At 37.3% G+C, this 17,644-nt stretch carries 13 protein-coding genes and 1 pseudogene; 5 read left to right on the top strand and 9 right to left on the bottom strand.

Annotated features, from left to right (window positions below; translation table 11 throughout):
- Positions 1-111 precede the first annotated feature (111 nt).
- From LACPOB_RS0103155 to LACPOB_RS13275, 3 genes and pseudogenes are all read right to left on the bottom strand, one after another.
- The gene (locus LACPOB_RS0103155) at positions 112-1,266 is read right to left on the bottom strand and encodes a glycosyltransferase family protein (RefSeq protein ID WP_017867375.1); all 1,155 of its coding nucleotides are present in this window, start codon (positions 1,264-1,266) and stop codon (positions 112-114) included.
- A gap of 583 nt (positions 1,267-1,849) precedes the next feature.
- Positions 1,850-2,683 (bottom strand): alpha/beta hydrolase, encoded by an 834-nt coding sequence (locus LACPOB_RS0103150; protein ID WP_017867374.1) that lies wholly within the window; start codon positions 2,681-2,683, stop codon positions 1,850-1,852.
- 111 nt (positions 2,684-2,794) lie between these two features.
- Positions 2,795-3,539, bottom strand: a pseudogene (locus tag LACPOB_RS13275) (glycerophosphodiester phosphodiesterase).
- Positions 3,540-4,344: 805 nt separating this feature from the next.
- Here LACPOB_RS13275 and LACPOB_RS0103140 point away from each other — a divergent pair.
- From LACPOB_RS0103140 to LACPOB_RS0103130, 3 genes are read left to right on the top strand one after another with little or no spacing between them, the layout of a single operon-like run.
- The gene (locus LACPOB_RS0103140) at positions 4,345-5,871 is read left to right on the top strand and encodes a Ppx/GppA phosphatase family protein (RefSeq protein ID WP_017867373.1); all 1,527 of its coding nucleotides are present in this window, start codon (positions 4,345-4,347) and stop codon (positions 5,869-5,871) included.
- Complete coding sequence (locus tag LACPOB_RS0103135; RefSeq protein WP_017867372.1) at positions 5,861-8,035, top strand: RNA degradosome polyphosphate kinase; 2,175 nt, start codon at positions 5,861-5,863, stop codon at positions 8,033-8,035. Before LACPOB_RS0103140 ends, LACPOB_RS0103135 begins: the two co-directional genes overlap by 11 nt.
- Complete coding sequence (locus LACPOB_RS0103130; protein WP_017867371.1) at positions 8,035-8,988, top strand: Ppx/GppA family phosphatase; 954 nt, start codon at positions 8,035-8,037, stop codon at positions 8,986-8,988. Before LACPOB_RS0103135 ends, LACPOB_RS0103130 begins: the two co-directional genes overlap by 1 nt.
- Positions 8,989-9,630: 642 nt before the next feature.
- On the opposite strand, the gene LACPOB_RS11650 is transcribed toward LACPOB_RS0103130, so the two are convergent.
- Both LACPOB_RS11650 and LACPOB_RS0103120 read right to left on the bottom strand, forming a co-directional pair.
- Positions 9,631-10,245 (bottom strand): PepSY domain-containing protein, encoded by a 615-nt coding sequence (locus LACPOB_RS11650; protein WP_017867370.1) that lies wholly within the window; start codon positions 10,243-10,245, stop codon positions 9,631-9,633.
- A 28-nt stretch (positions 10,246-10,273) separates the two neighbouring features.
- Positions 10,274-10,636: a hypothetical protein gene (locus LACPOB_RS0103120; RefSeq protein WP_017867369.1), complete on the bottom strand. Its 363-nt coding sequence runs from the start codon at positions 10,634-10,636 to the stop codon at positions 10,274-10,276.
- A gap of 310 nt (positions 10,637-10,946) precedes the next feature.
- Between LACPOB_RS0103120 and LACPOB_RS0103115 the strand changes: the two genes are divergently transcribed.
- Complete coding sequence (locus LACPOB_RS0103115; protein WP_017867368.1) at positions 10,947-12,065, top strand: glycosyltransferase family 4 protein; 1,119 nt, start codon at positions 10,947-10,949, stop codon at positions 12,063-12,065.
- A gap of 42 nt (positions 12,066-12,107) precedes the next feature.
- Here the strand turns inward: LACPOB_RS0103115 and LACPOB_RS0103110 are convergent, their stop codons facing one another.
- Positions 12,108-12,518: a GtrA family protein gene (locus LACPOB_RS0103110; protein ID WP_017867367.1), complete on the bottom strand. Its 411-nt coding sequence runs from the start codon at positions 12,516-12,518 to the stop codon at positions 12,108-12,110.
- Between the two features lie 15 nt (positions 12,519-12,533).
- Positions 12,534-12,941 carry a glycerol-3-phosphate cytidylyltransferase gene (tagD, locus tag LACPOB_RS0103105; RefSeq protein WP_026142723.1) on the bottom strand — a complete coding sequence of 136 codons (408 nt, stop codon included), beginning with the start codon at positions 12,939-12,941 and terminating at the stop codon, positions 12,534-12,536.
- 264 nt (positions 12,942-13,205) lie between these two features.
- Between tagD and LACPOB_RS0103100 the strand changes: the two genes are divergently transcribed.
- The gene (locus tag LACPOB_RS0103100; protein ID WP_026142722.1) at positions 13,206-14,138 is read left to right on the top strand and encodes a glycosyltransferase family 2 protein; all 933 of its coding nucleotides are present in this window, start codon (positions 13,206-13,208) and stop codon (positions 14,136-14,138) included.
- 240 nt (positions 14,139-14,378) lie between these two features.
- Here the strand turns inward: LACPOB_RS0103100 and LACPOB_RS0103095 are convergent, their stop codons facing one another.
- A complete protein-coding gene (locus LACPOB_RS0103095; protein ID WP_017867364.1) occupies positions 14,379-16,229 on the bottom strand; it encodes a heavy metal translocating P-type ATPase in 1,851 nt (616 codons plus the stop codon).
- 297 nt (positions 16,230-16,526) lie between these two features.
- Positions 16,527-17,393: a DegV family protein gene (fakB, locus tag LACPOB_RS0103090; protein WP_017867363.1), complete on the bottom strand. Its 867-nt coding sequence runs from the start codon at positions 17,391-17,393 to the stop codon at positions 16,527-16,529.
- Between the last annotated feature and the right edge of the window lie 251 nt (positions 17,394-17,644).

Here is a 17,644-nt window from a genome sequence, read left to right as displayed (position 1 = left end):
GAAAGCGAGATAAGGGCTTCTGTTTTTTGAAATATATTTAAGGGCCGTTGGTCTAACCAATTAAGTGAGTTAGATCAACGACCCTTTTAGAATTACACAGTTAGTTATGTCCTAATCTCTTTTTCGCTCGATGTGTGTAATTAGTTGTAAAAAGTCTGTTAAGGTTTTTTTCCAAGTTATCTGGTTCAAATAGTTTTTTGCATGATTTGTTTTTCTTTCTAGTTTATGGGGTTCACAGCAAATTTTCTCAAATAATTCTGCCAAGTTATACTCGTTAAATCTAGTGTACCAGCAACAATCATCAGGGATAAAATCTTGGCCAGTTCCTTCTTCAAAATCAATAAATGGCAAGCCACAGCTCATCATTTCAAATGGTACTAAAGAAAAGTTAGTCATTGACGGAGCAATCCCAAAATCGGAATTATAATACAATTCTCGCAGTTGATTTTTGCTCAATTTTCCTAGGTTTTTGCCATTAATAAAGTCTTCATTTTGGTTAGTACCAAAATAATTGATATTTAATTTAACCTTTTTCTGAGCTAACAGCTTTTCTGTGTTATATAAAACTAGTTGAAGGTTGATCGGTGCGCGACGAGGACTATTAAATTTGGTATAAACAGCTAAGTTGAGTTCTTTTTTATTAGGATATTTTGTGAAATCTCTGGTCTGACGCTGATAATGTTCAACATCAACGGGAAAGTTGATCTGGTCTAAAGGACTATTGAGGTTACACTGTTTACGAACCATTTCGGCACACCACGGGCCTAAAGAAACCATGTGTAAACCAAGTTCATAGCTACGTTTAGCAAGTTGAGAACGGTCACCATAGGGATAAAAATAAGGCTCATAGTCTTGCACAAAATACATTTTGTAACCAGGTAAATTTTTGATCAAATAAGCAGTTTCCCATAAAGTTGCGATCCAAATGTCAGAATCGTGCTCAGAAAAAGACTCCTCAGCTAAACAAGTTCCCTGATAACCAGGAAAATTGAACTCCGCATTGGTCCGCATATTTTCAACTTTCTGTGGAACACAGCTTTGATAATAAACATCATAACCCTTTTTACTTAACAGTGTACCCAGATGAAGCATGGTAGTGATACCACCATCGTATGGGATAATACCTGTCGAAACAAAAGTAACTGAATGGTAGTTACTTTGATAGTTTTGCGTAACAGGTTTGTTGTTGAAATAAGTTAGATAGTTGTCATAATCATGAATGTTGCCTTGCTTGATATCTTCCATGTCAGTATTGACAGGTTCCATAAAATTCGCCTTCCTCTAAAAATACAGAAAAAACGAATAAAGAAGTGAAGAATATCCCCAATGCCGTGCGTGCATAGCGGAATAGCTATTAGAGATAATATGTGGTTTTAAATACCTCTTTATCCCAAATTTCCTAAGTCCAATATATACCTTAAAAGATAAATTTTTCTTAAGTTTACTAAAAATGTCTTATTATTTCTTGAATTAAGTAGCTTAAAGTTGAAAGAGGGACAAAAGTCGTTTTGAAACGCATTTATGCTGTAAAAATTAGAAGCGATAATTTGGTTATTTTTAACAAAAGAAGAGACTGGGATATTGTTTTGTCCCAGCCTCGTTTGTTTAGGTAAGTGACAATAGAGGAAATTCAAATAACTCAAAATTCTTTAAATAGCAAATATCGGCGGATCTTAGGCTATCGCTTTGCACCTGTCGTGCTTGAAAATTAAGATGAATTAGACACTAAAAAGATCACCCCAAATTGAGATGATCTTTTTATTTTTTTAAGGTCTATTTTTACATAATGAATTCTAAATTGAAAAATTAATTATCCAAAAAACTAAATCTGTGCAATGACAGAAGCGGCTTAGTAAATATGTTTACTTATCCAGGAATCAATTTCGGCTAGAATTTCCTGATTACGGCTTGGTTCATTTAAGATCTCATGCTGCAAAAATGAATAAACATGTAGCTCTTTGTCCTTGGAAGAAATAAGAGGGTATGTTTCAAGTGTATCTTGGTAGGAAACTAAACCGTCTTCCAATCCTTGGAGCAATAGTATGGGATCAACAATTTTATCCAGATTTTTTCTTAACGATAAAGATCCTTCCCATAGGCCATTATTAAAAATGCCGATCGTTAACTGATGTAAAGTTTTTTTATGCTCTTGGTATTTTTTCAAGACTCTAGGGTCGCTAACTAGTCCTGCACCTAAGTTGTTAGGAATTTTGTCTTTGTCATTTCCCTCAAATGGCAAATCACCCAGAGTTGGGTGTCTATAAGTAGAAACCGGAGCAGAAGCAATATAGCCATCTACTTCATTAGGAAATTTAGTAGCATGTAATAGTACTGTCTCACCGCCCATACTATGGCCTAAAACGAATAAAGAAAGATTAGGAAAACGTTCCTTTACTAAATTAACGATCACCTCTAAATTATCTGACAAATCCGCAGGAGAGGATAAATAGCCTCTTTCTCCATCTGAATCTCCATGACCAAGTTGGTCATAGCGAAAAACATTATACCCATGGGCGGTAAAATAACTTGCGATCTTATCGTATCTTTCAGAAAATTCCGCAAGTCCATGTGAGATTATTAAATTTGCTTTTGGAGCATCTGCAAAATTTGAACGAACTAGCAGTTCCAACCCCTTTGTTGCTGAATCAATTTTTTCTGTAACTTCATTTTGATAAAAGCCCATTACTAAATTCCTCCTCTTTTTAGATAACGCTTACATAAAATATACACTAACTACTAGCTAATATTCAAGTTATTTAATAATGGTAAGCGAAAAAGGAAGGTGAAAAGTTTTTTACTTTGTTGATCTAAATGGCGAAATTTTGGTAAAGGGGGGCAGTTCAATATGTGACTGATATTTATCTTTCAAAGCGGTCATTTTTTCAAAATCATCTGTGATGATCCCGAAAGCACCTAGACTTAGCAAAATTATTGCCTTGTAACTGTTGTTGATCGTCCATGCTCTTTGACAAATGTTTGCAAATTGAAAATGGCTTGTATGCAAACCTGAAAGGCCTTCACTCAACAAGAATTTTTTGGGTTGTTTGATCAGCTTGGAAGCGGAAAGCAAGTTGTAGTCTGGGTGAGGGTCAATTTGGCGACACCTTCTTAAAGTATGAATATTAAATGAAGAGTAGGTCACTGGGTACTTAAGTTTGGAGTGTTCAACCATTCGCAAGACAATTTCCTCGATGCCTGGATAAGTTACTAGATTTGTTTTAAATTCCAGGTTAAGAAATATATCATGAAATTTTACCAAGTTCAGTACTTCTTTTAAAGTGGGCGATTCTTTGTCCATCTGAGAGCCGGAACTTTTTTAACTCACTTAAAGAATAATCAGCAATTTGGCCCTCGCCGTTTGTTGTGCGTTGCAGTGTTTCATCATGGATCACCACTGGGATGTGGGCTCTAGTCAAATGAACGTCTAACTCAAGACCGTCGATCTGATGATCAAGTGCGTACTTGAAACCTCTCAGGGAATTTTCTGGAAATTTGACCGGCACACCACGATGTCCAAAAATCAAAGTTTTTGCTTTCATTCTTTTACCTCATTGATTATTTTTTACATTCAGTATAAAAAATTATGTAACAGTTTAATGTTAAATAAGGTAAACGTTATGTAATTTTTGGAGGCGGTAAATCAGGAAATAAATCTGGAAAGTTATCCGTTAAAACACGTAAAAATTAGGTTGGGATAGGGAAATTTTAAACGTAGGCTATTGTACGGTATCGATACAGATAAAATTTCAAAATAATTACTTAAATAAAAAATTATCTTTACACAAGAGGTTCAAAATTAAGACGTACCTTAAAAAAGAGAAATCTTTTGAATTCAGCAAACATTCATCTAAAAGCATACAAACTCTCAAAGAGTACATATTTTGCCAGATCCCTTAAGAGTATGGAGCATTAATAATAGTACTAAGGCGGTAATATTTATTCTTATACACGTTTTTGGTATAATTACTGACAATTTCGAACATATATCTAAATAGTGGAATATATACTAATTAATACGCAAAAAAGTTATACTTGCATAGGTATCGTTTTTTAAGACCGCTTTCTTTTATTTATTTCAAAAGTCTAGGATAAAAATTGTTTTTAGCATTTACTATGTTATTTGCCGGTCCGTTGTATTTGAACCTGCCTACAAATCTCACTAGCTGGTTTTCAGAGTTTTAGTATTACAGTAGATCCGCGTCCCTTAGTTACACCCTTTAGAATTACAAAATAATATGGGAGCGAGTATACTTTGAAGTGTAGAGTGTTAGCTGTTTTTGACAACATAAAGTTGAGTACGTCTATTGACTAATTGCAATTTTAATAATACGAGGGGGAAGAGATATGGCATCCAGATATTTTGGTGCGATTATTTTAAATGTTGTTGGCCTAGAGTTGCGTATTGCGGACCTTAAAACTGGGGAAACGCTGGAACACGTGCAAAAAAATCTGCAGTTAAGCGATGATATTTATAATCAAAATGCATTAAGTGTCGACAGTGTCAATCAAATTGTCGATGGCCTCCGGGGATTTGTCCAGCTTCTGCATGATTATCGTATCAAGGATTTTCAATTATGGAGCAGCCAGGCCATTTCCAACGTGAAAAATGCCGATTTTGTGGCTGATCAGTTGTACATGCACACTGGTTTATCGGTCGAGTGGCTTTCTTTGAGCCAGGAAACCTTTTTTCGTGTTCAAGAAGTCTTGCATAGGGTAAGACAAAGTCAGGAAAAATTGAAGGGCATCACTTATATCATTTCGATCACTTCAGGAGATACAATGATCGTTAAACTAGATGACGGAAAGTTTACCGCCAATCAGTCATTTTCTCTGGGACCGGCTAAGATCGCAGAGGACTTGGAAAGCCTCTTCCAAGAAGCTCCTAATTCGACTGGCGTTTTGAATGATTATATTGCTAGCAAACTGAATGACTTTAATAGATCTACGAATCAAAAGCCAAGCAACGTCATTCTCGTTGGGACCTTACCGTTGAAAAACCTGATCACCCACGGAAAGGATGATTCAAAAGAGCTTGTGTTCAATGAATTTGAAGAATTGCAAGATTCGTTGATCAATGCTTCTGGACAGTTTTTGGCTGAACATTATGGAATCGAAAATCAGTATCTGCCGCTAGTTTTACCGGAAATACTTCTGCTCAAGCACTTGCTGATCTTGACGAATGCTCAAAAGATCAATCTTTCGAATGCTAGTATGCTTGATGGATTGATCTTAAATCAGGCAGTACAACATGGTTTTCTGAAGCGGGATCTTTTTAAACAAACCATCAAACAAGCAGAAAATTTAGCGCGCCATTATCGAATTGAACCCAAACACCAACAACTAGTGACAGACTTGGCTCTGCATTTATTTGACCAATTAAAACCAATGCACCAAATGGGAAAACGCGAGCGGCTGTTACTGAAAGTAGCGGCCATCTTGCATGACTGCGGGAATTATATCGGCGGTCATGACCACTATATTCATTCTGAATATATTATTCGTAATTCAGATATTTTTGGGTTGTCTAAATTAGAGACTGAGATCGTTGCTTTAGTTTCGCGTTATCACAGTGTCCAAACTCCGGGTAATGATTATAGTTCCTTTACCCAGATGCCTGTTGCTCAACGGATCATAGTAGCCAAGCTGGCTGCTATCTTACGTTTGGCGGATGCACTTGATGATGACCGACAGCAAAAAATCAAAGATATCATCGTTTCTTTAAAACCAAAAAAGGTTATCATTACCGCGAAAAGCAATGAGCGGTTATCGTTTGAAAACTGGGTATTTAAAACCAAGAGTCAATTTTTTACAGAAACATTTGGATTAAAGGTAACTTTAAAGCAAAGGAGGATACAGGCAAATGGCAAATAAACTTGCTTACGGTGCGCATGAGAATTTTACTAACCGTGAATTGAGTTGGTTGGACTTTAACTATCGAGTTTTAGATGAGGCCAGAGATAAAAGCGTTCCTTTGCTTGAAAGGGTTAATTTCTTAGGTATCACTCAAAGCAATTTGGATGAGTTCTTTTCAGTGCGCGTGGCTTCGATCACGAAGTTGGTCAGCTTTAATTATCACAAGCCTGACGCATCCGGTTTGACTGCCAAGCAGCAGTTGTCCAAGATCAACCAAAAAGCTCACCAGATGCTGACAAAACAATACACCACCTATAACCGGTCTTTATTGCCAGCTTTAAATCAAGTGGAGATCCATCTTAAAGAAATTAATGAACTAAGTAATGAGCAGTATGCTTTCGTGCGCGAATATTTTCATGATGAGTTGTTTCCTGTGTTGACACCAATGGCAGATGATAGTTCTCGGCCATTTCCATTTATCAGCAATGATTCTTTGAACTTGGGCATTCGCCTGACGAAAAAGGATGAATCGCAGAAACATAATTACTATTCAGTCTTGGCGATCCCGACTAGTCTCGGACGGCTGATCAAGCTGCCCGAAGCTGACAATGATTTTATTTTGATAGAGAATGTTATTAAAGAATTTATCGGCCAATTTTTCATAGGTTATCTCCCCCAGACGATCGTGACATTTAGGGTCATTAGAGACCTTGATTTGGACGTGGCAGAAGAAGATACTTCTGATTTTATAAAAAAAGTTCAACAACAGCTGCGCCAGCGCGAACATGGACGTGTAATGAGGTTGGAAGTGGAATCATCGATCGATAGCCGCACGAAAAAACGCCTATTAAAGAAATTAGACGTTGCAGAACAATCACTTTATGAGATCAACGGGCCGCTTGACTTAGGTTTCCTCAAAAAATGGTCCGGTATGATCAGTGGGCATGATGACTTACGCTATCCTTCGTTTAAGGGGTATGGATCTGAAAATTTAAGCCAAGGATATAATATTTTTAAGGCGATCGCCAAAAAAGATCAGTTCATGCACTATCCATATGACAGTTTTGATCCAGTCATTGAATTTATTAGGCAAGCTGCATTTGATCCGCAAGTTTTAGCTATTAAGATGACCTTGTATCGTGTGTCGGGCTCATCGCCCATCATCAAATATTTGGGTAACGCAGCCAGAAATGGTAAACAAGTTACTGTTTTAGTGGAACTTAAAGCGCGCTTCGATGAAAAAAATAATGTTCATTGGGCACAACAACTGGAGAAAATGGGTTGTCATGTGATCTATGGACTATTAGGACTAAAGACTCATTCCAAGCTGACGATGGTCATCAGGAAAGAAGAATCTGGTATCCGTCGTTACATGCACTTAGGCACCGGGAATTATAATGATGCAACGGCACACTTTTATACCGATATGGGACTATTTACCTCGCGCAACGATATCGGGGAAGACGTTGCTAACATTTTTAACATGTTATCCGGCTATTCTGAGCCGCCTTACTTCCATCAATTGCATATTTCACCTGATGGCATTCGTAAGTTCATCACCGCAAAGCTGAATGCAGCAATCGATTTGGCTGGAAAGGGGCAAGAGATTCAGATCTTCATGAAGATGAATTCATTATCGGATAAGAAAATTATCAGCAAACTTTACGAAGCCTCTCATGCAGGCGTTAAGATCGACTTGTTAGTGCGGGGGATCTGCTGTTTAAAACCCGGTCGGCCTAAAATCAGTGAAAATATCACGGCTCATTCGATAGTCGGTCGTTTTCTGGAACATAGTCGGATCTATGCATTTACGACACAGGGACAAACTGAGATCTACCTTTCGAGTGCTGATATGATGACCAGAAACCTTGATCGAAGAGTTGAACAGTTATTCCCGATCCTTGACCCTGAAATCAAGCAGGAAGTTATCAATATTTATCAGCACATGTGGAATGATAATATAAAAACGCGTGAGTTGAAAGCCAATGGGCACTATGAAAAGATCGACCGGCGGGGAAAAGAATCCTTGGATTCGCAAGAGTATTTTATGACTCAGGCTAATAAGAAAACCAAAGTCCAGGCAAAAGCCAGAAAAGAATTGCAGGATCAAAGTCGGTTTCAGCCATTTTCTGCGCCAAGACCAACTTTAGACTCATCAACTGAAAGCGAGAGTGGAAAATAATGGAAAATTTTGCAGTGATCGACCTAGGTTCTAATTCGGTGCGGATGACTGTTGTCAAGATCAATGATGATGGCAGTACAGAATTAGTGAAACAAAGTAAAGAATTCGTGCGTTTGTCAGCCAATATGGGCAAAGAGAAAACTTTGAAAAAAGAACCAGTAGAGCGAACCCTTGGAGCTTTAAAGGATTTCAAGCAATATTTGGACAGCTTGGATCATTTAGAGGTCAGAGCTGTGGCAACGGCAGCAGTTCGTCAGGCCGTTAATCGGAAAAAATTTCTGAAAAAAGTCAAAGATGAAGTGGGCTTTGACATCAAAGTCATTTCTGGAGACACTGAAGCATATTATGATTATCTAGGTGTGACCAGGTCTTTACCGGCAAACAACTGTGTGATAGTGGATACCGGAGGAGCTAGTTCGGAAATAATATTGGTGCAAAATGGAAGGGCCAGCAATTTGATCAGTATTCCGGTTGGTTCGGTAACTTTATCGCAACAGTTCGGATTAGAAGATGAGGTTTCGGCCAGTAAAATTTTTGAATTGTTAGTCTACCTAAACAAGGTATTCAATGATATCTGGTGGCTGCGCAATGGTCAGAATTTGCCGGTGATAGGCTTAGGCGGCAGTAATCGAACAATAGCGAAGATCAATCGTAACTATAACAATTTTTTGGATTTTGAAGATATTCACGGCTACAAACTTTCAGATCATGAAGTCAATAAAACATTTGGGCATATTTTGGAATTAAATTGTGAATCCAGAAAAAAGGTCGGCGGATTGAGTAAAACACGAGCAGATATTATTATTGGCGGTTTGGCACCGATCGTCAATCTTATGCAATATTTGGATTCTGACCGGGTCATGTTTTCCAAATGCGGTTTGCGCGATGGCATTATTTTTGAAAAATTAGACAAGCATATGCAAGAAAGAGTTGCAAAAAAAGAGGCAGAATAGCCGAACATAAAATGGGGACTAAGTGGTATTGGGTAAAATGGTGTAGAATCAAAGTGCGTTTGGTAATTTAAGGTTAATAATTTTTCACAGCAAGGCTAAAGAACTATCTTTCAAATCACTTCTAAAAGTCAGGAGTTTTAAAACTAAGGAAAATTTGAAGCTAGAAAAAACTCTCTCAAAGTGATGCTTACAACTACTTTGAGAGAGCCTTTTTAGTTAGTGAAACAGCTTATTAATGGCTACTTTTTACGGAGACATTGTATAACAGCACTTTACAACTTTTTCTAAAATTTAGTCCCAAAAAATGCGGGGTAGTTTTTTAACGAAAGCACAGCTGAACGCAAGTCGGCAAAAGGAACGTTCAGTTATCACAAAGGACGGCTCCCACTTGCTTAAGTCACATCTGCTGCGAACCAATGATGTTGGGGTGTATGGTGATTTGTTGGGGTAGATACATTAATTACTAAAGGTTGAAGGTTGACTTATGTTTCCGTTTGGATCATATAGCAAGCACTAAAATAAAGCTGAAATTTTAGCTTAAAAAACTCTCCTTATTAATAGGATACGGATCTTGTTTATTTCCGTGTCTACTATAAGGAGAGCATGTCACTTTGAGAGAGCTTTTTGCTTGTTAAAGTTTATTTAATCATCAAGTTCACTAGTTTCTCTGGACAAGAATTTACCATTATTAGCATTGATATTAACAGTGACTTCTTTATCAGATTGTTCAAATTCAACTTCCCAATAAGTGATCCCTAGGTCCTTATCCAGTGAGACTTCGGTCACGTTTCCAGACTTAACCTTTTTTTGCGCTTGTTTAACAGCTTGTTTGACTGTCATTAAATCTTGGGTATCTATTTTTTCTTCCTGACGCTTAACACCTTTTTGTTCAACCCTATCTAAAGTTTCAGTCTCTTTATCAGACACTTTTTTATTTTGGGCAGCTACTTTTAGTTCGTGTTCTTCGCTATTGCTTAATCCCTCAACTTCGTAAAAATATTTACCTTGTTTTTTTTCTAAAGTGAGTGATTTAACATCGCTTTTTGGATGTTCATCTTTGAAGACTTTAATGGCTTGATCAGCAGTAACATCAGTTTGCGTGATTTTTTGTGATTTAGCGGTTGACTTGGCATAAACAACTGTTTCACTTGGAAATGTTGCTGCATTTGAGTCGTTTAGCTGTTCTGAAAAACTAAAGAGAAGGGCACCGCTGCAAGCAGCTAACAATACTAAATTAGTTGACTTGGAGAATTTCACTTATAACATCCTTTCGTTTCGGTAATTATTATGGTCTTGGTGGTTCAGGCCCCTTGTCTTTTTCTGGGTCAGGTTTTGGCGGCTCAGGAGCAACTGGTTTATCTAGCTTTTCTTTGATCTCATCCAAATCAGCTCGTATATCCGCCAATAATTCATGTTCATCTTTGACTTGTTGTGCGTGTTGTTCAGCTAAGAAATGAACAGGCCCAGCTGCTTCATGAGTCTGATGGTGGCAATAATGACCACGGTGTAGGTTGCGTTTGCCCTTGGTGCCTAGTCTGAGTGCTATCGCAGGTAACATGATAACCGTGTTTACAGCACACGCAAATGTGATCCCACCCACAAACCCTAAAGTACGGGCATTATCGATTTTTGTTTTGTTGTCTTTCATGGGAAATCCCTCCTTGTGAGTTCTTTTAGTTCTGATACTTAAAATCCAGAGTAGAAATACAAAAATTTTTCTTTACCATAACTCTATGATAACAGTAAAAGTAAGCGGTTTAAAGGGAAGGGACTTTACGTATTTAAAGAGAATTGAGTAATAATTGAGTTTGTTTGCTTAGAAAAAGTTAAAATTAGCGCAAAAGTTAAGGATACTGATAAAAAATATTTAAACAGTATGTTATGATTAAAAGAATGTATGGCATTATGTTAATATGATTTTTAAAGTTTTACATAATATAAATTAAGGACTGCTGTTTATGTATAAAATATTTGCGGCATTGTTCGCAACTATGCTTATTTCAGCCACTCTTGTTCCTCTGGTAAGAAAGTTGGCAATCAGAGTTGGCGCAATAGATAAACCTAATAAAAGACGGGTGAACTCAAGACCAATTCCTACTATGGGTGGGTTGGCAATTTTTGTTGCTTTCAATATAACTAACTTTTTTTTCCTCAGGGCTCAATATCCACCACGCCAGTTATTTGGATTATTCGTGGCAGAGTGTCTAATAATAGTTACGGGTGTTATTGATGACATTTATGAGCTGAAACCGACACAGAAACTAACTGGAATCATCTTAGCAGCGCTGGTAGTTTATTATTTAGCTGGATTAAAGATGAGTTTCATTAGTATTCCTTATGTTGGAGGATTCCAATTTCATTGGCTTCGCTTGCCATTAACTGTGTTGTGGATCGTTGCGATTACGAATGCGATCAACTTATTAGATGGCTTGGATGGACTGGCAACAGGTGTTTCAATTATAGCGCTAACTACTAGTGCGATTACGAGTTTCTTCTTTTTGAATAACACGGGGGTTTTTGTTTCAATTTTAATGTTGACTCTTGTAGCTGCAATGATTGGCTTTCTGCCCTATAATTTTCATCCAGCCAGCATTTTCTTGGGAGATACTGGTTCACTTTTTATTGGTTTTATGATTTCTGTTCTTTCTTTGTATGGGCTAAAAAACGTGACCGTGATCACATTGATCATTCCAGTCATTATCTTAGGTGTTCCTATTACGGATACGGTTTATGCTATTTTACGGCGAATGCTAAATAAAAGTCCGGTTTTTCAGCCAGATAAGCATCATTTACATCATCGTTTAATGCAAATGGGACTGACTCACCGTTCAACAGTTATGGTCATTTACGGGATCGCATTGATCTTTTCGTTCATTTCTTTATTGTTCCCACTATCTAATTTCTGGGGATCAGTGGCATTGATTATTGCAACCGGGATTGGCCTAGAGTTATTTGTAGAATCAATTGATCTAGTAGGTAGTAATCGAAGGCCTTTATTGAACTTGATCAAACGGATAGTTACTAGCTCTGCAGATACCAAAGAATTGTATAAAAAGAAGAACAATAATAAAAAATAAAATAACCGTTATGCTTGCTGTTTAGGGACATAACGGTTATTTTTATATGTTTTTATCGGTAAAAATAAACCATCTACTGATGACATAGTTTGCAATACCAACAACAGTGTTATCAAAAACTTTGACTAGGAATGAATTGTAATGAAGAATTTTTATGCCCAACCAAATAATCAGTAAATCAAGTAATAAGGCAAAAAGACGCACAATTAAAAATGAGCCCAATTCGCGCAATAAATGAAGCACACCATGATATGGAGTTGAAAAAACTAAAAATTTATTTGAAAAATAGGTAACAAAGACTGCTAATAACCAAGCAATCACGTTACCAGTCTGATAGTGCCAGCCTAATTTTAGCCATAACATGAAAGTAGCTATGTTAACTACTGTAGCCATGCCACCCCAAAAGATATATATGATAAAGGTTCTATGCTTTTTTAAAAAGTCGCGCAACATGCTGAAAAATTCCCCTTATTTTTTTTCAGCATTCTTATTAAGGTCGGTCTTAATTTGAGTTGTGCTGATTTCTGGTGTTCGTGATAAATAAACAACATCGACGCCTTCGTCTTTGAGAAAATCGAATTTTCCAGTCCAATCGTCACCAATAGCAAAAGTATCGATATCATATTTATGGACATCTGAAGTTTTTTGATCCCAGCTTTCTTCAGGGATAACTAGGTCAACGTATCGAATAGCTTCGACCAATTGTTTTCTTTGTTCAAATGTGAAGTAGGTTTTTTTATGTTTTTTCTCCCAGTTGAATTCATCAGAAGAAATAGCAACGATCAAATAATCGCCTAGAGCTTTTGCGCGTTTCAATAAGTTAATGTGTCCATAATGTAACAAGTCGAAAGTGCCATATGTAATTACTCTCTTGATAATACTCACTCCTCAAAAATACAAAATCTATCTTTATAGCATACCATAAAAACAAGGTAATTACTGTTAAGAAATATTGAAGTTTCGGTTTATTCAACTAATTTGAAGTGTTAACTACTAGGGAAGTCTTTTGAAAGTAATGTTATAATAAGACATTTAAAGATAATTTTGAAGAATTTGTCATACTTATGGTCACCACTGATTATATAATTAATTAGTGGTTATGGTTGAATAAGTAAATAAGGAAAGTATGTGAAAGGCCAAATGAATAAATTGATTTCGTTGGTAATACCTTGTTACAACGAGCAAGAAACCATTTCGTTGTTTTATGCAGAAGTTGAAAAAATAAAAAAAAGTTTACGCGGACATCGTTTAGAGTATATTTTCGTTGATGATGGTTCGAACGATGGTACTCTGGAAATCCTGCGACAGCTAAATCAGCAAAATCCAGCTGAAGTGCATTATATATCATTTTCAAAAAACTTCGGCAAGGAATCAGCTTTATATGCGGGATTAAAAGAAAGTCAAGGTGATTATGTCGCAGTCATGGATGTTGACTTGCAAGATCCGCCAGAACAGTTGATTCAAATGTTAGTCGGGATTGAAGACGAAGGATATGATGTGGTGGGTACAAGAAGGGTCGATCGAAAAGGTGAACCAATCATTCGGTCATTTTTTGCCAGGTTATTTTATAAGCTGATTAATCAGATGTCCCATACACAATTTGTGAATGGTGCGCGTGATTTTCGCTTAATGACGCGTCAGGTTGTTGATTCGATCTTAGAAATGTCTGAATATAACCGTTTTTCTAAGGGATTGTTCAGTTGGGTCGGTTTTAAGACTAAGTACTTAGAGTATACTAATCAAGACCGTATTGCTGGTAAAACCTCTTGGTCATTTTGGGGGCTATTCAAATATTCGATTGAAGGCATCATTAATTTTTCTGAAGCTCCCTTATATTTAGCTTCTTACGTTGGTGTGGGGTCCTTTTTGGTTTCAATTGTCTCTTTAATTTTTATTATCTTAAGAAAGTTATTTTATGGTGGTAGTGTCAATGGGTGGGCCTCATTGGTTTCAATCGTTTTACTGATTGGTGGTATCCAGTTATTTTGTTTAGGGATCTTGGGGCGTTACATCGGTAATATCTATCTGGAAGTAAAAAAAAGACCGATTTACATTGTGAAAGAAAAAAAATAAAATATCTATTTAACTCTTAGCTGCAACAAGGTGGCTAGGAGCTTTTTTGGTCGCAATAAAAACTCCATACCACAATGGCATGGAGCTAAAAAGGAATGGTACATTATACAAACTATATATCTTGAAGGACAATATAGTTACAAACTTTACTTACATATAGGGGGAGTAAGTTAATTCGTTTATGGTATTTACTATACAGCCAACTGTTAAAGAAATGTTTAACAAAATCAAACAATTTTCTTAAGAATCATAGACTGTACGAGGATTACTTGAATGAGGTTCTTTTTTATCATGACCGTGCCGTGCACGTAAGGCCCAGAGGATCGAAACGGTATCGACAACTTCTTGCAACATTGCCCCAAATAATGCAGGTAGAACTCCCAGACTAGCGACTAACATTAATGCTGTACAAATGGCGATCCCGATCAGGACAGACTGTCGTGCAACTTTCATGGTATCGATTGAGATCTCAACTGCTTTTTCGACCCGCGAAAGATCATCTTTTAAGATCACAGCTGAGGCAGTTTCACTAGCTGCGGTTGCGCCGTGAGCACCCATAGCGATACCAACATCAGCTTCGGCTAAAGCTGGTGCATCATTAACACCGTCGCCGACCATGACGACTGGTTTCTCGTTTTTTGGCGTATTTTTGATCAAGTCGATTTTTTCGTCTGGCAATAATTTAGCGTGAACTTCAGTAATGCCAGCTTGTTGAGCAATTTTATCGGCAGTTTCTTGTTGATCACCAGTCAACATCATGACTCGAGCATGATGTTCTTGTTTTAGCGTATTCATTGTTTGTTTAGCCTCTGGGCGAATCATATCGGTAAATGTTATATAACCCACATATTGGTCGTCGACACTAATGAAAATCGCTGTTTGTGTTTGTTCGATCTTTGAATTAACGCCAGTTATATAAGAACTTTTACCTACTTTAACTAGTTTTCCATTTACCTCAGCTTGGATTCCGTTACCAGTGACTTCTTTAACTGAGTTGACATTTTGAAAAATACTTTTTTGTTTTTTCGCATAACTGACTAGTGAACGACCTAAAATATGGTTGGAGTTGTTTTCCACACTGGCAGCTAGTTCGATCATTTGTGCTTTGTCTACGTTTTTGACAGTAACGATTTCATCGACACTTAAATTACCTTGGGTGATCGTCCCTGTCTTATCAAAAGCAAATGTGTGTGCGGTAGCTAGTTTTTCAACAACATCTCCAGTTTTAACAATGATCCCATTACGTGAAGTTCGACTCATCCCGGCGACTAAAGCAACTGGTGCAGCTAAGATTAACGGACATGGGGAAGCAACAACTAAGACTTCGGCAAAACGGACCGGATCTTTAGAAATGAACCAGGCTAGTCCAGCAATGACATAAGCGATCAGGGTAAATGGCACAGCATAACGGTCGGCCATCCGGACAAAGTGGGCGGGTTTAGCTTCAGATTCTCGGACTAAAGTGATCAACCGTTGATACTGACTATCTTTACTTTCCTTATCAGCTTGGATCACAACGACTGTGTCACCATTTAGTGAACCGGACATGACATCATCCCCGGTTTCTTTTTCAACCGGTTTTGATTCACCAGTCAGGGAAGACTCGTCAAAGAAACTTGAACCTTTCAAAATGTGTCCGTCGGCTGGAACGATTTCACGAGCCTTAACTAAGAGCCAATCACCAACTTTGATATCATCAATTTCAATATTGTGGGTTGAATTATTTTCATGATTCAAACGGTGCGCAACTTGTGGCGAGTTTTCTAATAATGATTTTAAATCTGAGTTGGCCTTATGTGCTGCATAATCTTCTAAGGTATCTCCGCCAACTAACATTAATAAGATGATCATTGCGGCCCAGTATTGGCCAACTGCTAGAGTGGCAATGATGGCTGTAATGGCTAAAAGATCAACTCCGTACTTACCTGACTTGAGAGTCTTGACCATTTCGACAAACATCGACAATGCTAAGATCGCACCTGTCAATGTTACTAGTATCTGCGCCCAGAGTGGGTGATGAAGTCCAAACTCCATAATTAAAGCTAGGATCGCGATGATGAAAATTGTAAATAATTTTTGTATATGTTTCATGCTTCAAACCTCCCTTTAACTTCCATCTTGATAGTAGCACCAGTTGTCTAAAATGTAAATTATAAAAATTCTAAATGAGAAAGATTTTCAATTAAAATAAACAAATACTTTAATATCGGCGTTTTGAACAAGAAGGAGTTTTTGCTTAGAAACTGTCTAAATGAGAAGGTTTTTCAATTAGTTTTCAAAAGGTCTTGTTTGAAAAGAAAAAGAAGGCATAAAAAAACCACGGTTGTTTTAGATTTTTAATCTATCAACCGTGGACTATTTGTCTTTAAATGTCATTTTTTTGTTGCTTTAAAGGTTAGGTCTAGTCTTTTCTGATAAAGTAATGACGCCGATCGCTTTTAAGCCCGTATGTGTCATAATGATCGGACTGGTTAATTCCGCAATATAAGGAATTTCAGTATGCTCACCGATCAAGATATTTTTGACTTTATCTAGCGTGGATTCGTCAGCGGCCACATTTGACAAAGATAAAGCTTGGATCTTGTTACCTTCATCTTGGTGGATCTTAGCGATCTTCTCTACGAATTTAAGCAAACTTTTAGTGTTGCGCCCCTTGGAAACGACATCTAAAGCTTTGTCGTGTAATTCGACTACGACTTTGATATTAGCGAGTTTTGTCAATAAGCCAGTCATCCGGCTGACCCGACCACCAGCAACGAGGCAATCTAGGCTATCGATCAAGACATCGATCGAAGTTCTGGAGTAGATATTAGCGCAATGGTCTTTAATTTCAACAACACTTTTACCTGCCTGTGCGTCTTTGGCAGCGGCTAAGACTTGGAATGCTTCGCCACGATCAGTTGATTTACTGTTGATCACAGTAACTTTAGTGTCTGTCATTCCAGCAGCCTGTTGTGCTGTATTGAACGTACCACTTAACACATCGGATAAAATGATCGCCACAACTTCACTACCATCTTCACCTAATTTATTGAAAGTATCTACGAATTGACCTAAGGCAGGCTGGCTGGACTTAGGAATATTACCTTCACGTAAAGATTCAACTAGTTCTTGACGCGTGATATTCACGTCATCGACATAGTTTTTGCCACCGACTTCCACAGATAAAGGAACGACGGTGATTGAATTGTCCTTGATTTCTTGCTCTGTCAAAAGTACCGATGAATCGGTCACTATTTTAATTGACTGTGACATATGAATAATCTCCTTGAATAAGAGTTTGAATAATCGGTCTACAAGTTAATACTAACCATTACCAGTATATCTTAAAAGTATGCAGTCGTAAATTGTGAAAACGTAATCGTGTGGGGAAAGTGGATTTTTAAAGTCGATTATTATCGTCTGCGATCTTTTGCCTGATTTACAATCCAAGTGCAACACAAGTCAAAATTAAACAAAAAAGCCATAAAGGCCTAAACTATAAGTGTCTAAACTAAATAGAAAGG

Origin of the sequence: Ligilactobacillus pobuzihii E100301 = KCTC 13174, assembly GCF_000349725.1 — a bacterium.
Lineage (GTDB): Bacteria > Bacillota > Bacilli > Lactobacillales > Lactobacillaceae > Ligilactobacillus > Ligilactobacillus pobuzihii.
This window is presented reverse-complemented; position numbering and strand designations above follow the sequence as displayed.